The sequence below is a fragment of the Pseudomonas sp. CLCA07 genome, assembly GCF_053615335.1.
On sequence record NZ_CM132131.1, the window covers coordinates 1761070 to 1775160 of the forward strand.

A 14091-nucleotide genomic window follows, 5' to 3' on the forward strand; every position below is an offset into this window, starting at 1 on the left:
ACATTCTCCAGTTGGCTCAGGTGAATTAGTGCATGCGGAACGATCATTCCCCCCACTTCATCTCGCCCTTGGCGACTTTGGCGCTCAGCTCCAGCGAGCTTTCTTCGCCCAACGTCGGGAAGCGTTTTTTCATCGCGGCGATCAGTGTGGTGGAATCTTTTGCCTTGGCAGTTTCCTCGTCGAAGGCCTTGATGTAATCCGCCGTGAACTGCACGGCCGCCAGGGAGCGAGCGCTGTCACCGAGGTAATGCCCCGGCACGATGGTGTTCGGTTTCAAGGTTTCGATCGAGTGCAGCGTAGTCAACCAATCGGCGTGAGACTGCGGGGTTTGCGTGTCGGCCATCCAGACGTGGATGTTCTCTGCCACGACTACCCCACCGACAACCGCTTTGATCGACGGAATCCAGACAAAGGTGCGATCCGGCTGTTTCCCCTCCAGTCCCACCACCTGCAACTTCTGCCCTTCCAGCATCAGGCTGTCGCCCTTGAGTACCTGGGGCACGATGGTTTTCGCCGGTACGTCGGCGCCCATTTTCGGTCCCCAGAACGCCAGTTTGCCGTCGACGGTGTGTTTGATGTGGTCCACGGTCGGCTGCGAGGCGAGCACTTTGGCGTTGGGGAACGCAGCGGTCAGGGTGTCGAGGCCGAAGTAGTAATCCGGGTCCCCGTGGCTGATGTAGATGGTGGTCAGTTGCTTGCCGCTGGCGCGGATTTTCTCGACAACCTGTTCGGCCTGGGATTTGCCGAACTGCGCATCCACCAGAATCGCCTCCTTCTCACCACTGACCAGCACTGAAGTCACCGGGAAGATCGCCTTGTCGCCGGGGTTGTAGACATCCAGCGTCAGGGTCGAGGCTGCCGCCGCATGGGCCGCGAAGCCGAGCGTGGCGGTGGCCAGCAAAATGCGCTTGAGGGTGGTGAAACCGATCATGTGTTGCTCCGTTGTCCGATGGCTTTAAATGGGCGATGCGGTTCGCCCTTCGTAGGAGCTGGCTTGCCAGCGAAGCATTCCAGCGCGCCGCGTTCATCCAGCCTGCACGCGTCATCGTTGACGACCTTCGCTGGCAAGCCAGCTCCTACGGTGGGACAGAGCTTAGTTGCATGACTCAGTACAAAAAATGCGATGCTGGAACATAGTTTGTTTCTGAAAGCGTGCAAATCATGGATCGTCTACAAGCAATGCGAGTGTTCGTCACGGTGGTCGACCTCGGCAGCCAGTCGGCCGCCGCCGACCAACTGGACCTGTCGCGACCAGTGGTTTCGCGCTATCTGGCGGAGTTGGAGGATTGGCTCGGCGCCCGGTTGATGCACCGCACGACCCGCAAGCTGAGCCTGACAGCCGCCGGCACCGAGATGCTGCCCCGCTGTCGGCAGATGCTCGACTTATCCACGGACATGCAAGCCGCCGTCAGCGAGCCGGACGATACGCCACGAGGAATGTTGCGAATCAGTGTCAGCACCTCGTTTGGTCAGGCACAACTGGCGGACGCCATGGCGGCCTACGTCAAACGTTACCCAGGCGTCAGCATCGACATGCAGATGCTCGACCGCACGGTGAACCTGGTGGATGAACGCATTGATCTGGCGATTCGCACCAGCAACGACCTGGACCCGAACCTGATTGCCCGGCGGCTGACGGTCTGCCGCTCGGTGATCTGCGCCTCCCCCACTTACCTGCGCGAACATCCGACGCCGCAGCGGGTGGAGGATCTGAGCCGGCATAACTGCCTGACCCATTCCTACTTCGGCAAAAGCCTTTGGCATTTCGAGGAGGACGGCGAACCGGTCTCGGTACCGGTGCAAGGCAACATCAGCGCCAACGAAGCCAGCACGTTGCTGCGCGCGGCGATGGCCGGCGCGGGGGTGGCGATGCTGCCCAGTTATCAGGCGGGCGTGCATATTCACAGCGGCGAACTGATCCGCCTGCTGCCCCAGGCCGAGCCTCGGCAGATGAACATCTACGCGGTGTACGCCTCACGCAAACACATGCCGGCGGCGCTGCGCAGCCTGCTGGATTTTCTGGTTTCAAGATTCCCGGAAACACCTGCGTGGGATATCGGCCTGTAAACACCCCCCCTGTAGGAGCTGGCTTGCCAGCGATAGCGGACTGTCAGTCAGCATCAATGTTGAATGTGATGGCGCCTTCGCTGCGGTGCGGCGATCCGACAAGCCAGCTCCTACAGGGGATTGGTGTCGAACCCCATAGGCTGTGGCGTCCCCTATCAAACTGTAGGAGCTGGCTTGCCAGCGAAAGCGGACTGTCAGTCAGCATCAATGTTGGATGTGATGGCGCCTTCGCTGCGGTGCGGCGATCCGACAAGCCAGCTCCTACAAGGGGTACAGGCGATGCCGTTTTAATGGCAACTCAGTGGCGCTGACCTATGCTCAAAGTAATACCCAAGGGTATTCGTTCAGGGGTCAACGCCATGAACATCAAAACGAGAAGGTACCTCACCATTTTCATCACCTGCGCGGTGACGCTGGCGCTGTATGGCACCGCGGCCTGGCGGGTCGAGCAAGCGCGTCTACTGCCCCGCGAGTTTGCGAGCTGCAACTTCGAACGCTGCATCCCCCACAACGCGACCCTCAACGCCCTGCGGTGACGAAGGGGATCAGGCCTCGTTGTCCTGATCGGCCTTCAAGCGGTCGCGAAACGCCTTGGGCGAAATCCCCACTCGACGCCGGAACAGGCGCGTGAAGTTGGTCGGATCGGAAAATCCCAACACGTCGGACATTTCGTAAATGGTCATGCTGGTGTAGGTCAGCAAACGCTTGGCCTCCAGCAATTGCCGCTCGTGCATGATCTGCAACGCCGGTTGTCCCGCCAACTCACGGCAGGTGCCGTTGAGGTGGGACACGGAAATCCCCAGCCGATGCGCCAGGTCTTCGACCTTGACGTGCTGGCGGTAGGTCTCTTCCACCAGTTGAATAAACCCGTTGAGGTATTCCCGGGCGCGCTGCGGACGCTGGCTGGCGTTGCGGCGCGTGATCACCTGTCGGCTGACCCAGACCATGATCACGCTGACCAGTGAATGCATGAGCATTTCACGCGCCGGCTGGTGACCGGTGTATTCGTCTTGCAGTGCTGAAAACAGGCTGTTGAGGTAGTCGCCGTCCTTGCCCGCCGGGTAGCTTTCGGGCTGGGCCAGCGCATTCACCGAGTTGCCCAGTTGCGCCTGCAAATGGGCAACCAGCGGCGCGGCCAGGGTCAATACAAACCCTTTGACGTCCTCGGAAAACCGATAACCATGCACCGACAACGGCGGCAGGATCAGGATTGCAGGCTCAGTCAGTTGCGTGCGTTTACCTTCGATTTCAAGCTCTGCCTGACCTTTGAAGACGAAGAGTAACTGGCACAAATCGGCGTGGCGGTGGGGTTTGATTTCCCACTGGTGTTCGCGGCTGCGTTTGGAAATGGTTTCGCAGTGCAACAAGTCCGGGGTTGGCCAGTCCAGGCTTTCACCATAGAGCTTGAACACTGGAATCGAAGGCAGGTCAGGCTTGTTCATCACTTCAATCCAGGCCTCGTGGGTTACGGGCGATAATCGCACCGATTGGCAGAATGTACAGGTATCCGCTCAGTTTTCCCCTTCAATTGACAGACTCGCAAGAGAAAAATGCAAGCACTCGATTCATAAAAATAATTCACCGGCCGTGGTCGCGTGGAGCTTGCGAGTCTTAAAAACAATGAAAACGCTGAAGACCCAAATCGCCATCATTGGCGCCGGCCCCTCCGGTTTACTGCTCGGCCAATTGCTGCACAACGCCGGCATCGACACCCTCATTCTTGAACGCCAGACCCCGGAGTATGTGCTCGGGCGCATCCGTGCCGGCGTCCTTGAACAAGGCATGGTAGAGCTGTTGCGTCAGGCCGGGGTGGGTCAGCGCATGGATGCCGAAGGGCTGGTGCACACCGGCTTCGAACTGGCGCTCGACGGTCGCCAGGTGCACATCGATCTGCACGCATTGACCGGCGGCAAAACCGTGATGGTTTATGGCCAGACCGAGGTCACCCGCGACCTGATGGCCGCTCGTCGGGAGGCCGGCGCGCAGACGATTTACAACGCCAGCAATGTCGTACCGCACGGGATGAAAACCGCAGAACCTTTTGTGACATTTGAGAAGGATGGCGAGACGTATCGCCTCGATTGCGACTACATCGCCGGGTGCGATGGCTTCCATGGCGTGGCGCGCCAATCGATCCCGGACGACTGTCTCAAGGTGTTCGAGCGGGTCTACCCGTTTGGCTGGCTCGGCATTCTTGCCGACACGCCGCCGGTGCACGAAGAGCTGGTGTATGCCCGCCACGAGCGCGGCTTTGCCCTGTGCAGCATGCGTTCGGCAACCCGCACCCGTTATTACCTCCAGGTACCGGCCGAGGATCAGGTGCAGGACTGGTCTGATCAGCGTTTCTGGGATGAGCTGAAATCGCGTCTGCCGCAAGCGTTGGCAGCGTCGTTAGTCACTGGCCCATCCATCGAAAAAAGCATCGCGCCATTGCGCAGCTTTGTGGTCGAACCGATGCAGTTCGGGCGGATGTTCCTGGTCGGCGACGCGGCCCACATCGTCCCACCCACCGGCGCCAAAGGCCTGAACCTGGCCGCCAGTGACGTCAGTACGCTGTTCAATATTCTGTTGAAGGTTTACCGGGAGGGACGCGTGGACTTGCTGGAGAAATACTCCGAAATCTGTCTGCGCCGGGTGTGGAAAGCCGAGCGTTTCTCCTGGTGGATGACCTCGATGCTGCACCGCTTCGACGACCATGACGCCTTCAGTCAGCGCATCAGCGAGTCGGAGCTGGACTACTTTGTCGGCTCCGAAGCCGGTCGAAAAACCATTGCAGAAAATTACGTTGGGATTCCGTACGAGGCTATCGAATAGCCTGCTATCGACTTACACTGGCGAGCATTGCCGCTCGCCTCGTTCCTTGCGGGCCCATCACTGTCCGCAGGTTTTACCGTGACCAATCTCCACCAGCCTGACATGCCAAAACCGGCCATTCGCAGCGTGCTGATCGCCCTGATGCTGGCGATCTTTCTCGGCGCGCTGGACCAGACCATCGTCGCCGTCTCGATGCCGGCGATTTCCGCCCAGTTCAAGGATGTCAGCCTTCTGGCCTGGGTGATTTCCGGGTACATGGTGGCGATGACAGTGGCGGTGCCGATCTACGGCAAGCTCGGCGATTTGTATGGCCGTCGCAAGCTGATGCTGTTCGGTATGGGGCTGTTCACCCTCGCTTCGTTGTTCTGCGGCATGGCCCAGAGCATGGAGCAATTGGTCCTTGCGCGGATTATTCAAGGCATCGGCGCGGGCGGGATGATTTCGGTCAGTCAGGCGATCATCGGTGACATCGTCCCGCCCCGGGAGCGCGGGCGCTATCAAGGCTATTTCAGCAGCATGTACGCCGTGGCCAGCGTGGCGGGCCCGGTGCTTGGCGGCTACATGACCGAGTACTTGTCCTGGCGTTGGGTGTTTTTGATCAATCTGCCGCTGGGCGTTGGGGCCTGGCTGGTGGCCAATCGCACACTGGTCGGGCTGCCGGTGCCGCAGCGCAAGCCGATCATCGACTACCTCGGCACCTTGCTGATGATCATCGGATTGACCGCGTTGTTGCTGGGCATCACTCAAGTCGGCCAAGGTCATTCGTGGCGCAGCGCCGAAGTGCTGGGACTGTTTGCCTGTGCGGTGCTGGTGCTTGGGGTGTTCGTCTGGCATGAACGCCGAGCGCGGGAACCGTTGCTGCCGATGCATTTGTTCGCCAATCGCAATGCGATCCTGTGCTGGTGCACGATTTTCTTCACCAGCTTCCAGGCGATCTCGCTGATCGTGCTGATGCCGCTGCGCTTCCAGAGTGTCACTGGCGCCGGGGCCGACAGCGCTGCGCTGCACCTGTTGCCGTTGGCGATGGGTTTGCCGATCGGCGCGTACTTTGCCGGACGCCGGACCTCGGTGACCGGCCGCTACAAACCGATGATCCTGACCGGTGCAGCGCTCATGCCGATCGCGATTCTGGGCATGGCATTCAGCCCACCGCAGACTTTTTGGCTCAGTAGCCTGTTTATGTTGTTGTGCGGGATCGCCAGCGGCATGCAATTCCCGACGTCATTGGTCGGCACGCAGAACTCGGTGGAACAGCGTGATATCGGCGTCGCGACCAGCACCACCAACCTGTTCCGCTCGCTGGGCGGCGCGATGGGGGTGGCGTTGATGTCGGCGCTGCTGCTGGCGTTGTTGCAGGACTCCAGCTTTGCCCACATCGCCGGTTCGTCGCTGATTGCCGAGGGCAGCTCGGGCAATGTCTTGCTCGACGGCTTGAACGCCGCACCGGGGGAGGCCCAAAACGCCTTGCGCGCTGAATTGTTGCTGACTTTCAGGCATTTGCTGATGGTGAGTGCGGCGGTGTCGCTGCTGGGGCTGGCGGCGGCGGTTGCGATGCCGAATATGTTGTTGCGGGGGCGTGAGGACAAGGTTCGATAATTGGACCGAGTTGCGGCCTTCGCGAGCCTGCTCGCGAAAGCGGTATATCAGTCACTGAGAATCAAGGGCTGTAATACCCGACAGCCACCAGAAAATGCCCGACCTTTTTCAGGTAGACATGCTTGTCCTCAACCTTACAGGTGTTGATCGGCCAGGCTATTGCCCCCGGGCGCGCAGCTGCTGCTGCAGATTCTGGATCTGCGCCTGCAGGGTGTTGATGTTGCGGGTGACCTGACCGCGGAACGCGTCGAACTCGGCGGTATTGGTGGCGCCTTGCGCAGCCGGGCGGTTGTCCTGCTCGCTTTTGAGCACAATCATCTCTTGCTCCAGACGCTCGATAGCGGCGCTTGGGTTGCCTTGTTTTTTCAGCGCGACAATGTCGGCCCCGAGGCTTTTGAGCTGAGCGTCGAATTTGCTGCTGTCGTCCGGCGCGCTTTTCAGGGCGGTCAACTCAGCGCTCAAGGCTTTGACCTGAACCTGCAATTGCGTATTGGCCGTCTGGTGCTCGGTGTCCTGGGCGGTGAGTTGCGCCAGACGCTTATCCAGATCGCTGGTTTGTGCCGTCATCTGCGCCAGACGCTTGTCCAGATCGGAAGCCTGGCCGACAACGCCTTGCTGCTGTTTGCCTTGATCCAGCAGTTTGGATTCCAGGTCCTTGATTTGCAGTTTCAGCGCTTCGCTGTCGCTGGTGACGTTGGTCTGGCTGGCGACGACCTTGCCGGAAATGTCCTGCAAACGCCCCGCCGCTTCTTCACTGATACGCGCGAAACTTTCCTGGGTCGCTACCAGTTGTTGTTCCATCAGCGAGATCTGCTGAAAACTCCACCAGGCAAGGCCGGCAAACGCAATAAACAACGCGCCGACCAATGCCCAGAGCGGGCCGGTGCTGGCGCTTTTGACTTGGACCGCCGGCACCGGCCGCGAATGCACGCGTGTACGAACGGTGGGCGGAAAATCATCATCGTCGAGGCTGTCAGCACGCAGGCTAGGTACATTCTCGAAATCGTCGTTGGCATCGTTACGCATGGACATTGAGTCAACCTTTGTGGAACGCGGTGATGGCTTTATGCGGCGAGTATAACCCCCACTGCCGCACCGATTGACTCTCTACACCCAACTCGGTTCAGTGCTGGCAGTCGGGGTTGTAACGTCAGCGGATGTCCTGAGCCTTCCACCAACTGCAAAATTCATCGAGGGCGGCCCAGAGGCTGACTTTCGGATCGTAGTCCAGATAATGCCGGGCGCGGCTGATGTCCAGGGTGAAGTTTTTGTTCATGACCTGCATGCCCAGGCGCGACAAGGTCGGCTCGGGACGCCCCGGCCACAGTTTGCACACCCCTTCGTTGAGCGACGCGACGGTGTAACCCAAACCGTAGGAACGGTGGCGCGTCACTTGTGGGACTTCCATGTTGCGCATGACGTAATTGACTACATCCCACAATGGAATCGGCGTTCCATTACTGATGTTATAGGCCTTGCCCAAGGCCGAGCCGCTGGCGAGCAAACTGCTGAGCAAGGCTTCGTTGAGGTTTTGCACGCTGGTGAAATCGACCTTGTTCAGGCCATTACCGATGATTGCCAAGCGTCCTTTGCGCTGCATTTTCAGCAATCGCGGAAAAATGCTCATGTCACCCGCGCCCGTGACGAAACGCGGGCGCAGCGCCAGGACTTCGAGGCCGAATTCCTGGGCGCCGAAGACCTTTTGCTCGGCCAGAAATTTGGTCGCCGCGTAGGGATGTTTGAAACGTTTGGGCACCTGTTCTTCGGTCAACCCCAAGTGATCGCGGCCATCGAAGTAGATCGACGGCGAGGACAAGTGCACCAACCGACGAACGCGCTGCTTCAGACAAGCCTCGACCACGTTTTCGGTGACCTGGACGTTGCCTTGATGAAAGTCCTGATAGCGCCCCCACAGCCCCACCGCCCCCGCGCAATGGACCACGGCTTCGACGTCTGAACACAGGTCGCGCGCCAGTTCCGGGTCGCTCAAGTCGCCCTGAATAAACTCCGCGCCACGGCGCACCAGGTGTTCGACGCTTTCGGCCCGGCGACCGTTGACCCGCACGTCCAGGCCCTGCTCCAGGGCGAAACGCGCAAAACGTCCGCCGATGAAGCCGCTTGCGCCGGTGACCAGAATTTTCATGTAGTGCTCCGATGTCTTTCGTTTTGCGTATTTCGAGAGGTCTTGACGCTGTCCGTCAATCCAACGGCACCAGCCATTGCTTCGACGAACGCACCAATTGATCGGTCAACAACCCCAGAAGTTGACCGCCATTGCGCCAATGATGCCAGTACAGCGGCACGTCGATGGGCTTATCTGGCAAAAGCTCCCTCAATACACCGCGTTCCAGTTGCTCGCGCACCTGTAATTCCGGGACCAGCCCCCAGCCGAGACCGGCCTCGGTCAAGCGAATGAAGCCTTCAGAGGAGGGGCATAAATGGTGTTCGAAACCGCCATCCACACCCAGCGAAGCAAGGTAGCGATGCTGTAGGAAATCATCCGGGCCAAAGACCAGCGCCGGGGTTTTCGCCAGTCGGTCGGCGCGAACGCCTTCCGGGAAATGTCGCGCGATGAACGCCGGGCTGGCCAACGCCCGATAACGCATGGCCCCCAGCAGAACGCTGCGAGCACCGGCCACCGGGCGCTCACTGGCGCAGACACACGCCGCCACTTCGCCGGCACGCATGCGTTTGAGGCCGACGGTCTGGTCTTCGACCACCAGATCCAGCAGCAGGTGTTGTTCGGCACAAAAGTCGCCCACCGCTTGCGCCCACCACGTGGCCAGACTATCGGCATTCAACGCGATGCGCAGGCGCTCCGGCAGGCCTTCCTCATCCAGCGCCGGCACCAGGGACTGTAAGTCGCGCTCCAGCAAACGCACCTGCTGCACATGGTTGAGCAGGCGCCGACCGATTTCCGTCGGGGTGGGCGGTGTGACCCGAACCAATACTGGTTGGCCGACCCGCGCCTCCAGCAGCTTAATCCGCTGGGAGATCGCCGATTGCGACAAACCGAGCACCTGCGCGGCCCGTTCGAAACCGGCCTGCTCGACCACGGCGGCCAGGGCAGAGAGTAATTTGTAGTCGAACATCAGTTTTCCTAATGAGCGATCAGCATGATTGGTTTTTCTTATACAGGTTTGCAACGGAGAATGCCCATCAAGATCTCTTGAACAAGGAACACCGACATGGCTGGCGAAACATCATTGGCAACCCTGCTGCGCAGCATGAGCCCGCAACTCAACGCCGGCGAATACGTGTTCTGCACCCTGCGCGACGGCAAGCTGCCGGCGGGCCTCGAGATCGTCGGCAGCTTTCGCGAGCAGGAAGGTCTGACCGTCATCCTGGAACGTTCCCACGCCGAACAAGCCGGTTTCAGCTTCGACTACGTCGCGGCCTGGATCACCTTGAATGTTCACTCGGCGCTGGAAGCCGTCGGTCTGACCGCCGCCTTCGCCACCGCGTTAGGCAAGGCCGGCATCAGTTGCAACGTGATCGCCGGTTACTACCACGATCACCTGTTTGTCGGTCAGGCCGACGCCGAACGCGCACTGCACGTGCTGCGCGACCTTGCAGCCAACGCGGAGTAAACCTTATGTGGCAAAGCTATGTGAACGGCCTGCTAGTGGCCGCCGGGCTGATCATGGCGATCGGCACGCAGAATGCGTTTGTGCTGGCGCAAAGTCTTCGTCGTGAACATCACCTGCCGGTGGCGGCGTTGTGCGTGACGTGCGATGCATTGTTGGTCGCCGCGGGCGTGTTCGGTCTGGCGACCGTGCTCGCGCAAAACCCGACATTGCTGGCGGTTGCCCGCTGGGGCGGCGCGGTGTTTCTGATTTGGTATGGCAGCCAGGCATTGCGCCGCGCCTGCTCGAAACAGAGCCTGCAACAAGGAGAAAACCAAACCGTTCGCTCACTGCGCGCCGTCATGCTCAGTGCGTTGGCGGTGACACTGCTTAACCCGCACGTTTATCTGGACACGGTTTTGCTGATCGGCTCCCTCGGTGCGCAACAAACCGAGCCTGGTGCTTATGTCGTGGGCGCGGCGAGTGCGTCGTTGCTGTGGTTCTTCACCTTGGCGTTGGGCGCGGCGTGGCTGGCGCCTTGGCTCGCGCGGCCGAGCACCTGGCGGATTCTCGATCTGTTGGTGGCGGTGATGATGTTTGCAGTGGCCTTTCAATTAATCGTCGCCCCCTGATTATTCCAAATGGCTCTGGAACCTCTATTCCACACAGTTGTTGCGTGGTTATGCAGCACCCCCGGTGCTATGATCCGATTCCCTGCGCCGCAAAGAGTACAAACTCCCCGGCGCTTGTCTGGCCGCCCGTGATCGGCCTTGCGCTCACCGCAACTGACCTGATTAGGAGAATCATCATGGCTTTCGAATTGCCGCCGCTGCCTTACGCACACGACGCCCTGCAGCCGCACATTTCCAAGGAAACTCTGGAATACCACCACGACAAGCACCACAACACCTACGTCGTGAACCTGAACAACCTGGTGCCAGGCACCGAGTTCGAAGGCAAGACCCTGGAAGAAATCGTTAAATCTTCCTCGGGCGGTATCTTCAACAACGCCGCTCAGGTCTGGAACCACACCTTCTACTGGAACTGCCTGGCGCCAAACGCCGGCGGTCAACCAACCGGCGCGCTGGCTGATGCCATCAATGCTGCGTTCGGTTCGTTCGACAAGTTCAAGGAAGAATTCAGCAAGACTTCCATCGGTACCTTCGGTTCCGGTTGGGGCTGGCTGGTGAAAAAGGCTGACGGTTCCCTGGCCCTGGCCAGCACCATCGGCGCCGGCAACCCGCTGACCAACGGCGACACCCCGCTGCTGACCTGCGACGTCTGGGAACACGCCTACTACATCGACTACCGCAACCTTCGTCCGAAGTACGTCGAAGCGTTCTGGAACCTGGTCAACTGGAAATTCGTGGCTGAGCAGTTCGAAGGCAAAACCTTCACCGCTTAAGCTCGACGCCAGTCAAAAAACCCGGCTTTATGCCGGGTTTTTTTATGGGTTTGGGAAATGTTCGAGAGCGTTGTGCGACTTAGAGAACTGAGTCGACTGCTCTGCCGCCATCGCGAGCAGGCTCACTCCTACAGTTGATCTAGGTGAACACAATGTTTGTGTCTGACATCGATTCCCTGTGGGAGTGAGCCGGCTCCGGGCGGCGTTCCGACGATGAACAATGACGCGGTCTTTGATTAGCCCTGCGGATCGACGTTATCCAAGGCCCGGTTCACCGCCAACTCAGCCAGCATGATGATCTGCTGGATCGCCAACACCGTATTGCGCTGCGGGCCGATCAGGTTCGCGGCGAAATCGCTGGTCATGACACTGGCGGAGGCCAATGACTCGCAGGCTTGGGCCAGGAGACTTTCGGTGTCCATGTTGGGAGCGATCATGTACATCGTGCTGGGGCGGCGGGGTTTTTCGGTGTATTGCGATGGGGGATCGAGGTAGTAGTCGAGGGCGCGTTTTATAGCTTCGCGGTCTCGCAGGAGCGCTTCGGACCGGGTGTCTTCGGCGTCAGGAGTTGTGGTGTTGAAGGGTGGATCGGGAATCAATTTGTCCATTGAAAATTTCTCCAGCGTTGGAGCCTCCACTTGCCGCTTCTCACACGGCGAAGAGGTGGCAGCTATGTGCGAGGTGAGAAGACCGGTTATGGACACCCGGCCGGACCGAAGTCCGCCCGCACACAGCCGCCATAACGCATTTACCGGCAGCAAGTAAGCTGGCGGCGATTATGCGTGTACAGACACTGGATGACCATAAGTTGCCGGGCTCTCACACCCGGTCGCTGAGGTTTCAGCGACAGCCAGAGGTTAGAGAGACCGCTTCCTACCCGGCAACCTGAAAAATGCGTGGGAAAGCTCTGTGTTTCTTACACATCTTTCAACACTCAAAAATGGAACGCGGAGCGTCCCTGGCGGCATTCCTACGGGGGAGCGTGGGAACGATCAGTCGGGGGGCGGCAGAATGAGATTGGTCGACTGTCAGGCCGCCTTCGCTGGCAAGCCAGCTCCTACAAGGGAATGGTGTACATCTGCTAGAGATTGGTCGGCTTTCAGGCCGCCTTCGCTGGCAAGCCAGCTCCTACAGGGGAATGGTGTACATCTGCTGGAGATTGGTCGGCTGTCAGGCCGCCTTCGCTGGCAAGCCAGCTCCTACAAGGGAATGGTGTACACCTGCTGGAGACTGGTCGGCTTTCAGGCCGCCTTCGCTGGCAAGCTGTTGTGGCTCAATGTTTTTGGACCATGATGTAGGAGTATCGACCTAAGGAAGCATCATGGGATATCGGGTTGTTAGTCCTGAGGAAAAAGCGGAGGCCATTCGTTTGGTTGTGGAGATGAAATGCTCCATTCATAAAGCCTGTGAGCTTACAGGCGTGGGGCCCACAGCTCTACGCCGATGGGTTTTGCACTGGCGCCGGGAGCATGCGGGGATTTTGCAGGCCTCCCGGCCCCAAGATCAGCAGATGATCGAGTCGTTGCAGGCAAAATTGGCCCTGCTTGAGGCCGAGAATCATGTCTTAAAAAAGCAATTGCCCTCTCATCTGAAAGTTCTGTTCAACCGAACCAAGTGATTGATGGCGTTAGAGGAGCAATGTCGATTCGACGTATGTGCTCGGTCCTGGGTTTGGCTCGCAGTAGCTTTTACGCGAAGCGTAAGCCTGCGTTGCCGCGTGTTATCGAGAAGGACCTGGAGCTGAAAATTCGTGCGGTACATAAGGAGCATCGCGAAGCACTGGGTGCGCGCGGGTTGTCCAAGGAGCTGAGAAAAGGTGGTGTTTTCATTGGGCGTCACCGAATGCGCTCCTTGATAAATACTTTGGAACTCGCCAGACGTCGACCGCGTTATGCCCACTATCGCCGCGCCACCAAGCCCGGAGTCACGGCACCAAACATACTTGATCGTCGTTTTAATCCAGTCCAGCCGGACACGCTATGGGCGGGTGATATCACCTACATCAAAGTGAGGGATAGCTGGTTGTATTTGGCGGTAGTGATGGATCTTTTTTCACGCAGAATTGTGGGATGGGCCTGTTCCAGGACGGCTGACACGGACTTGTCCATCAAAGCCCTTAAGCTGGCAGTTGCGCTGCGTCGTCCGATGCCGCAGCTGTTGTTCCACTCAGACCAAGACTGCCAGTACACCTCTGACCGCTTCGCGACATGCCTGGAAGAAAGCCGGATCGTGCATAGCGTAAGCCGGCGTGGAAACTGCTGGGACAATGCGGTGGTCGAGCGTTATTTCAGAACATTGAAGCATGACTGGATGCCGGAGAGCGGCTACCAGAACCATTTCGAAGCGGAGAAGGATGTGATCGATTTTGTGTCGCATTACAACCATCGTCGTTGCCACACCGCTTCGAATAACCTGCCGCCGGCTCTCTTTGAGCAGCAGGCGGCCTAAAAACTCCTACAGAGTGGTCCAAAAAAACTGGACCCCAACAAGCCAGCTCCTACAGGGGAATGGTGTACACCTGCTGGAGATTGGTCGGCTTTCAGGCCGCCTTCGCTGGCAAGCCAGCTCCTACAAGGGAATGGTGTACATCTGCTAGAGATTGGTCGGCTTTCAGGCCGCCTTCGCTGGCAAGCCAGCTCCTAC

At 59.1% G+C, this 14091-nt stretch carries 15 protein-coding genes; 9 read left to right on the forward strand and 6 right to left on the reverse strand.

What is annotated here, in order from left to right; all coding sequences use genetic code 11:
* Positions 1-43 precede the first annotated feature (43 nt).
* Positions 44-931, reverse strand: a complete 888-nt coding sequence (locus tag ACWGZX_RS08035; protein ID WP_452627946.1) for an MBL fold metallo-hydrolase — start codon at positions 929-931, stop codon at positions 44-46.
* A 230-nt stretch (positions 932-1161) separates the two neighbouring features.
* Between ACWGZX_RS08035 and ACWGZX_RS08040 the strand changes: the two genes are divergently transcribed.
* Together ACWGZX_RS08040 and ACWGZX_RS08045 are read left to right on the forward strand one after the other, a co-directional pair.
* On the forward strand, positions 1162-2067 hold the full coding sequence (locus tag ACWGZX_RS08040) for a LysR family transcriptional regulator (protein WP_452627947.1): 906 nt from the start codon (positions 1162-1164) through the stop codon (positions 2065-2067).
* A gap of 359 nt (positions 2068-2426) precedes the next feature.
* On the forward strand, positions 2427-2603 hold the full coding sequence (locus ACWGZX_RS08045) for a hypothetical protein (RefSeq protein WP_223520297.1): 177 nt from the start codon (positions 2427-2429) through the stop codon (positions 2601-2603).
* Between the two features lie 9 nt (positions 2604-2612).
* Here ACWGZX_RS08045 and ACWGZX_RS08050 read toward each other — a convergent pair whose 3' ends face one another.
* A complete protein-coding gene (locus tag ACWGZX_RS08050) occupies positions 2613-3509 on the reverse strand; it encodes a helix-turn-helix domain-containing protein (RefSeq protein ID WP_452627948.1) in 897 nt (298 codons plus the stop codon).
* Positions 3510-3687: 178 nt separating this feature from the next.
* Between ACWGZX_RS08050 and pobA the strand changes: the two genes are divergently transcribed.
* Together pobA and ACWGZX_RS08060 are read left to right on the forward strand one after the other, a co-directional pair.
* Positions 3688-4881 (forward strand): 4-hydroxybenzoate 3-monooxygenase, encoded by a 1194-nt coding sequence (gene pobA, locus ACWGZX_RS08055; RefSeq protein WP_452627949.1) that lies wholly within the window; start codon positions 3688-3690, stop codon positions 4879-4881.
* Between the two features lie 78 nt (positions 4882-4959).
* Positions 4960-6477: an MDR family MFS transporter gene (locus tag ACWGZX_RS08060; RefSeq protein ID WP_452627950.1), complete on the forward strand. Its 1518-nt coding sequence runs from the start codon at positions 4960-4962 to the stop codon at positions 6475-6477.
* A 156-nt stretch (positions 6478-6633) separates the two neighbouring features.
* Here the strand turns inward: ACWGZX_RS08060 and ACWGZX_RS08065 are convergent, their stop codons facing one another.
* The 3 genes from ACWGZX_RS08065 to ACWGZX_RS08075 form a co-directional block, all read right to left on the reverse strand.
* Complete coding sequence (locus ACWGZX_RS08065; protein WP_452627951.1) at positions 6634-7509, reverse strand: ATPase; 876 nt, start codon at positions 7507-7509, stop codon at positions 6634-6636.
* Positions 7510-7627: 118 nt separating this feature from the next.
* Positions 7628-8620 carry an NAD-dependent epimerase/dehydratase family protein gene (locus ACWGZX_RS08070; protein WP_223520288.1) on the reverse strand — a complete coding sequence of 331 codons (993 nt, stop codon included), beginning with the start codon at positions 8618-8620 and terminating at the stop codon, positions 7628-7630.
* Positions 8621-8675: 55 nt separating this feature from the next.
* A complete protein-coding gene (locus tag ACWGZX_RS08075) occupies positions 8676-9569 on the reverse strand; it encodes a LysR family transcriptional regulator ArgP (protein WP_223520286.1) in 894 nt (297 codons plus the stop codon).
* A gap of 96 nt (positions 9570-9665) precedes the next feature.
* Here ACWGZX_RS08075 and ACWGZX_RS08080 point away from each other — a divergent pair, with 96 nt between their 5' ends.
* From ACWGZX_RS08080 to ACWGZX_RS08090, 3 genes are all read left to right on the forward strand, one after another.
* Positions 9666-10067 (forward strand): ACT domain-containing protein, encoded by a 402-nt coding sequence (locus ACWGZX_RS08080; protein ID WP_452627952.1) that lies wholly within the window; start codon positions 9666-9668, stop codon positions 10065-10067.
* Positions 10068-10072: 5 nt separating this feature from the next.
* Positions 10073-10675, forward strand: a complete 603-nt coding sequence (locus ACWGZX_RS08085; RefSeq protein WP_109634398.1) for a LysE/ArgO family amino acid transporter — start codon at positions 10073-10075, stop codon at positions 10673-10675.
* A gap of 176 nt (positions 10676-10851) precedes the next feature.
* Entirely contained in the window at positions 10852-11448 is a 597-nt protein-coding gene (locus ACWGZX_RS08090) for a superoxide dismutase (protein WP_095133215.1), read from the forward strand.
* 236 nt (positions 11449-11684) lie between these two features.
* Here ACWGZX_RS08090 and ACWGZX_RS08095 read toward each other — a convergent pair whose 3' ends face one another.
* Entirely contained in the window at positions 11685-12056 is a 372-nt protein-coding gene (locus ACWGZX_RS08095; protein ID WP_452627953.1) for a DUF6124 family protein, read from the reverse strand.
* A 713-nt stretch (positions 12057-12769) separates the two neighbouring features.
* On the opposite strand from ACWGZX_RS08095, the gene ACWGZX_RS08100 reads away from it, so the two are divergent.
* Positions 12770-13066 carry a transposase gene (locus ACWGZX_RS08100; protein ID WP_452624858.1) on the forward strand — a complete coding sequence of 99 codons (297 nt, stop codon included), beginning with the start codon at positions 12770-12772 and terminating at the stop codon, positions 13064-13066.
* Entirely contained in the window at positions 13063-13896 is an 834-nt protein-coding gene (locus tag ACWGZX_RS08105; RefSeq protein WP_452627954.1) for an IS3 family transposase, read from the forward strand. Before ACWGZX_RS08100 ends, ACWGZX_RS08105 begins: the two co-directional genes overlap by 4 nt.
* Positions 13897-14091: the final 195 nt, after the last annotated feature.

Excerpts from the sequence above, each read along its gene's own strand:
- ACWGZX_RS08040 (WP_452627947.1), top strand. The coding sequence starts at position 1,162 with ATGGATCGTCTACAAGCAATGCGAGTGTTCGTCACGGTGGTCGACCTC.
- pobA (WP_452627949.1), top strand. The coding sequence starts at position 3,688 with ATGAAAACGCTGAAGACCCAAATCGCCATCATTGGCGCCGGCCCCTCC.
- ACWGZX_RS08090 (WP_095133215.1), top strand. The coding sequence starts at position 10,852 with ATGGCTTTCGAATTGCCGCCGCTGCCTTACGCACACGACGCCCTGCAG.
- ACWGZX_RS08065 (WP_452627951.1), bottom strand. The coding sequence starts at position 7,509 with ATGTCCATGCGTAACGATGCCAACGACGATTTCGAGAATGTACCTAGC.
- ACWGZX_RS08070 (WP_223520288.1), bottom strand. The coding sequence starts at position 8,620 with ATGAAAATTCTGGTCACCGGCGCAAGCGGCTTCATCGGCGGACGTTTT.
- ACWGZX_RS08080 (WP_452627952.1), top strand. The coding sequence starts at position 9,666 with ATGGCTGGCGAAACATCATTGGCAACCCTGCTGCGCAGCATGAGCCCG.
- ACWGZX_RS08095 (WP_452627953.1), bottom strand. The coding sequence starts at position 12,056 with ATGGACAAATTGATTCCCGATCCACCCTTCAACACCACAACTCCTGAC.
- ACWGZX_RS08035 (WP_452627946.1), bottom strand. The coding sequence starts at position 931 with ATGATCGGTTTCACCACCCTCAAGCGCATTTTGCTGGCCACCGCCACG.
- ACWGZX_RS08045 (WP_223520297.1), top strand. The coding sequence starts at position 2,427 with ATGAACATCAAAACGAGAAGGTACCTCACCATTTTCATCACCTGCGCG.
- ACWGZX_RS08050 (WP_452627948.1), bottom strand. The coding sequence starts at position 3,509 with ATGAACAAGCCTGACCTGCCTTCGATTCCAGTGTTCAAGCTCTATGGT.
- ACWGZX_RS08085 (WP_109634398.1), top strand. The coding sequence starts at position 10,073 with ATGTGGCAAAGCTATGTGAACGGCCTGCTAGTGGCCGCCGGGCTGATC.
- ACWGZX_RS08100 (WP_452624858.1), top strand. The coding sequence starts at position 12,770 with ATGGGATATCGGGTTGTTAGTCCTGAGGAAAAAGCGGAGGCCATTCGT.
- ACWGZX_RS08075 (WP_223520286.1), bottom strand. The coding sequence starts at position 9,569 with ATGTTCGACTACAAATTACTCTCTGCCCTGGCCGCCGTGGTCGAGCAG.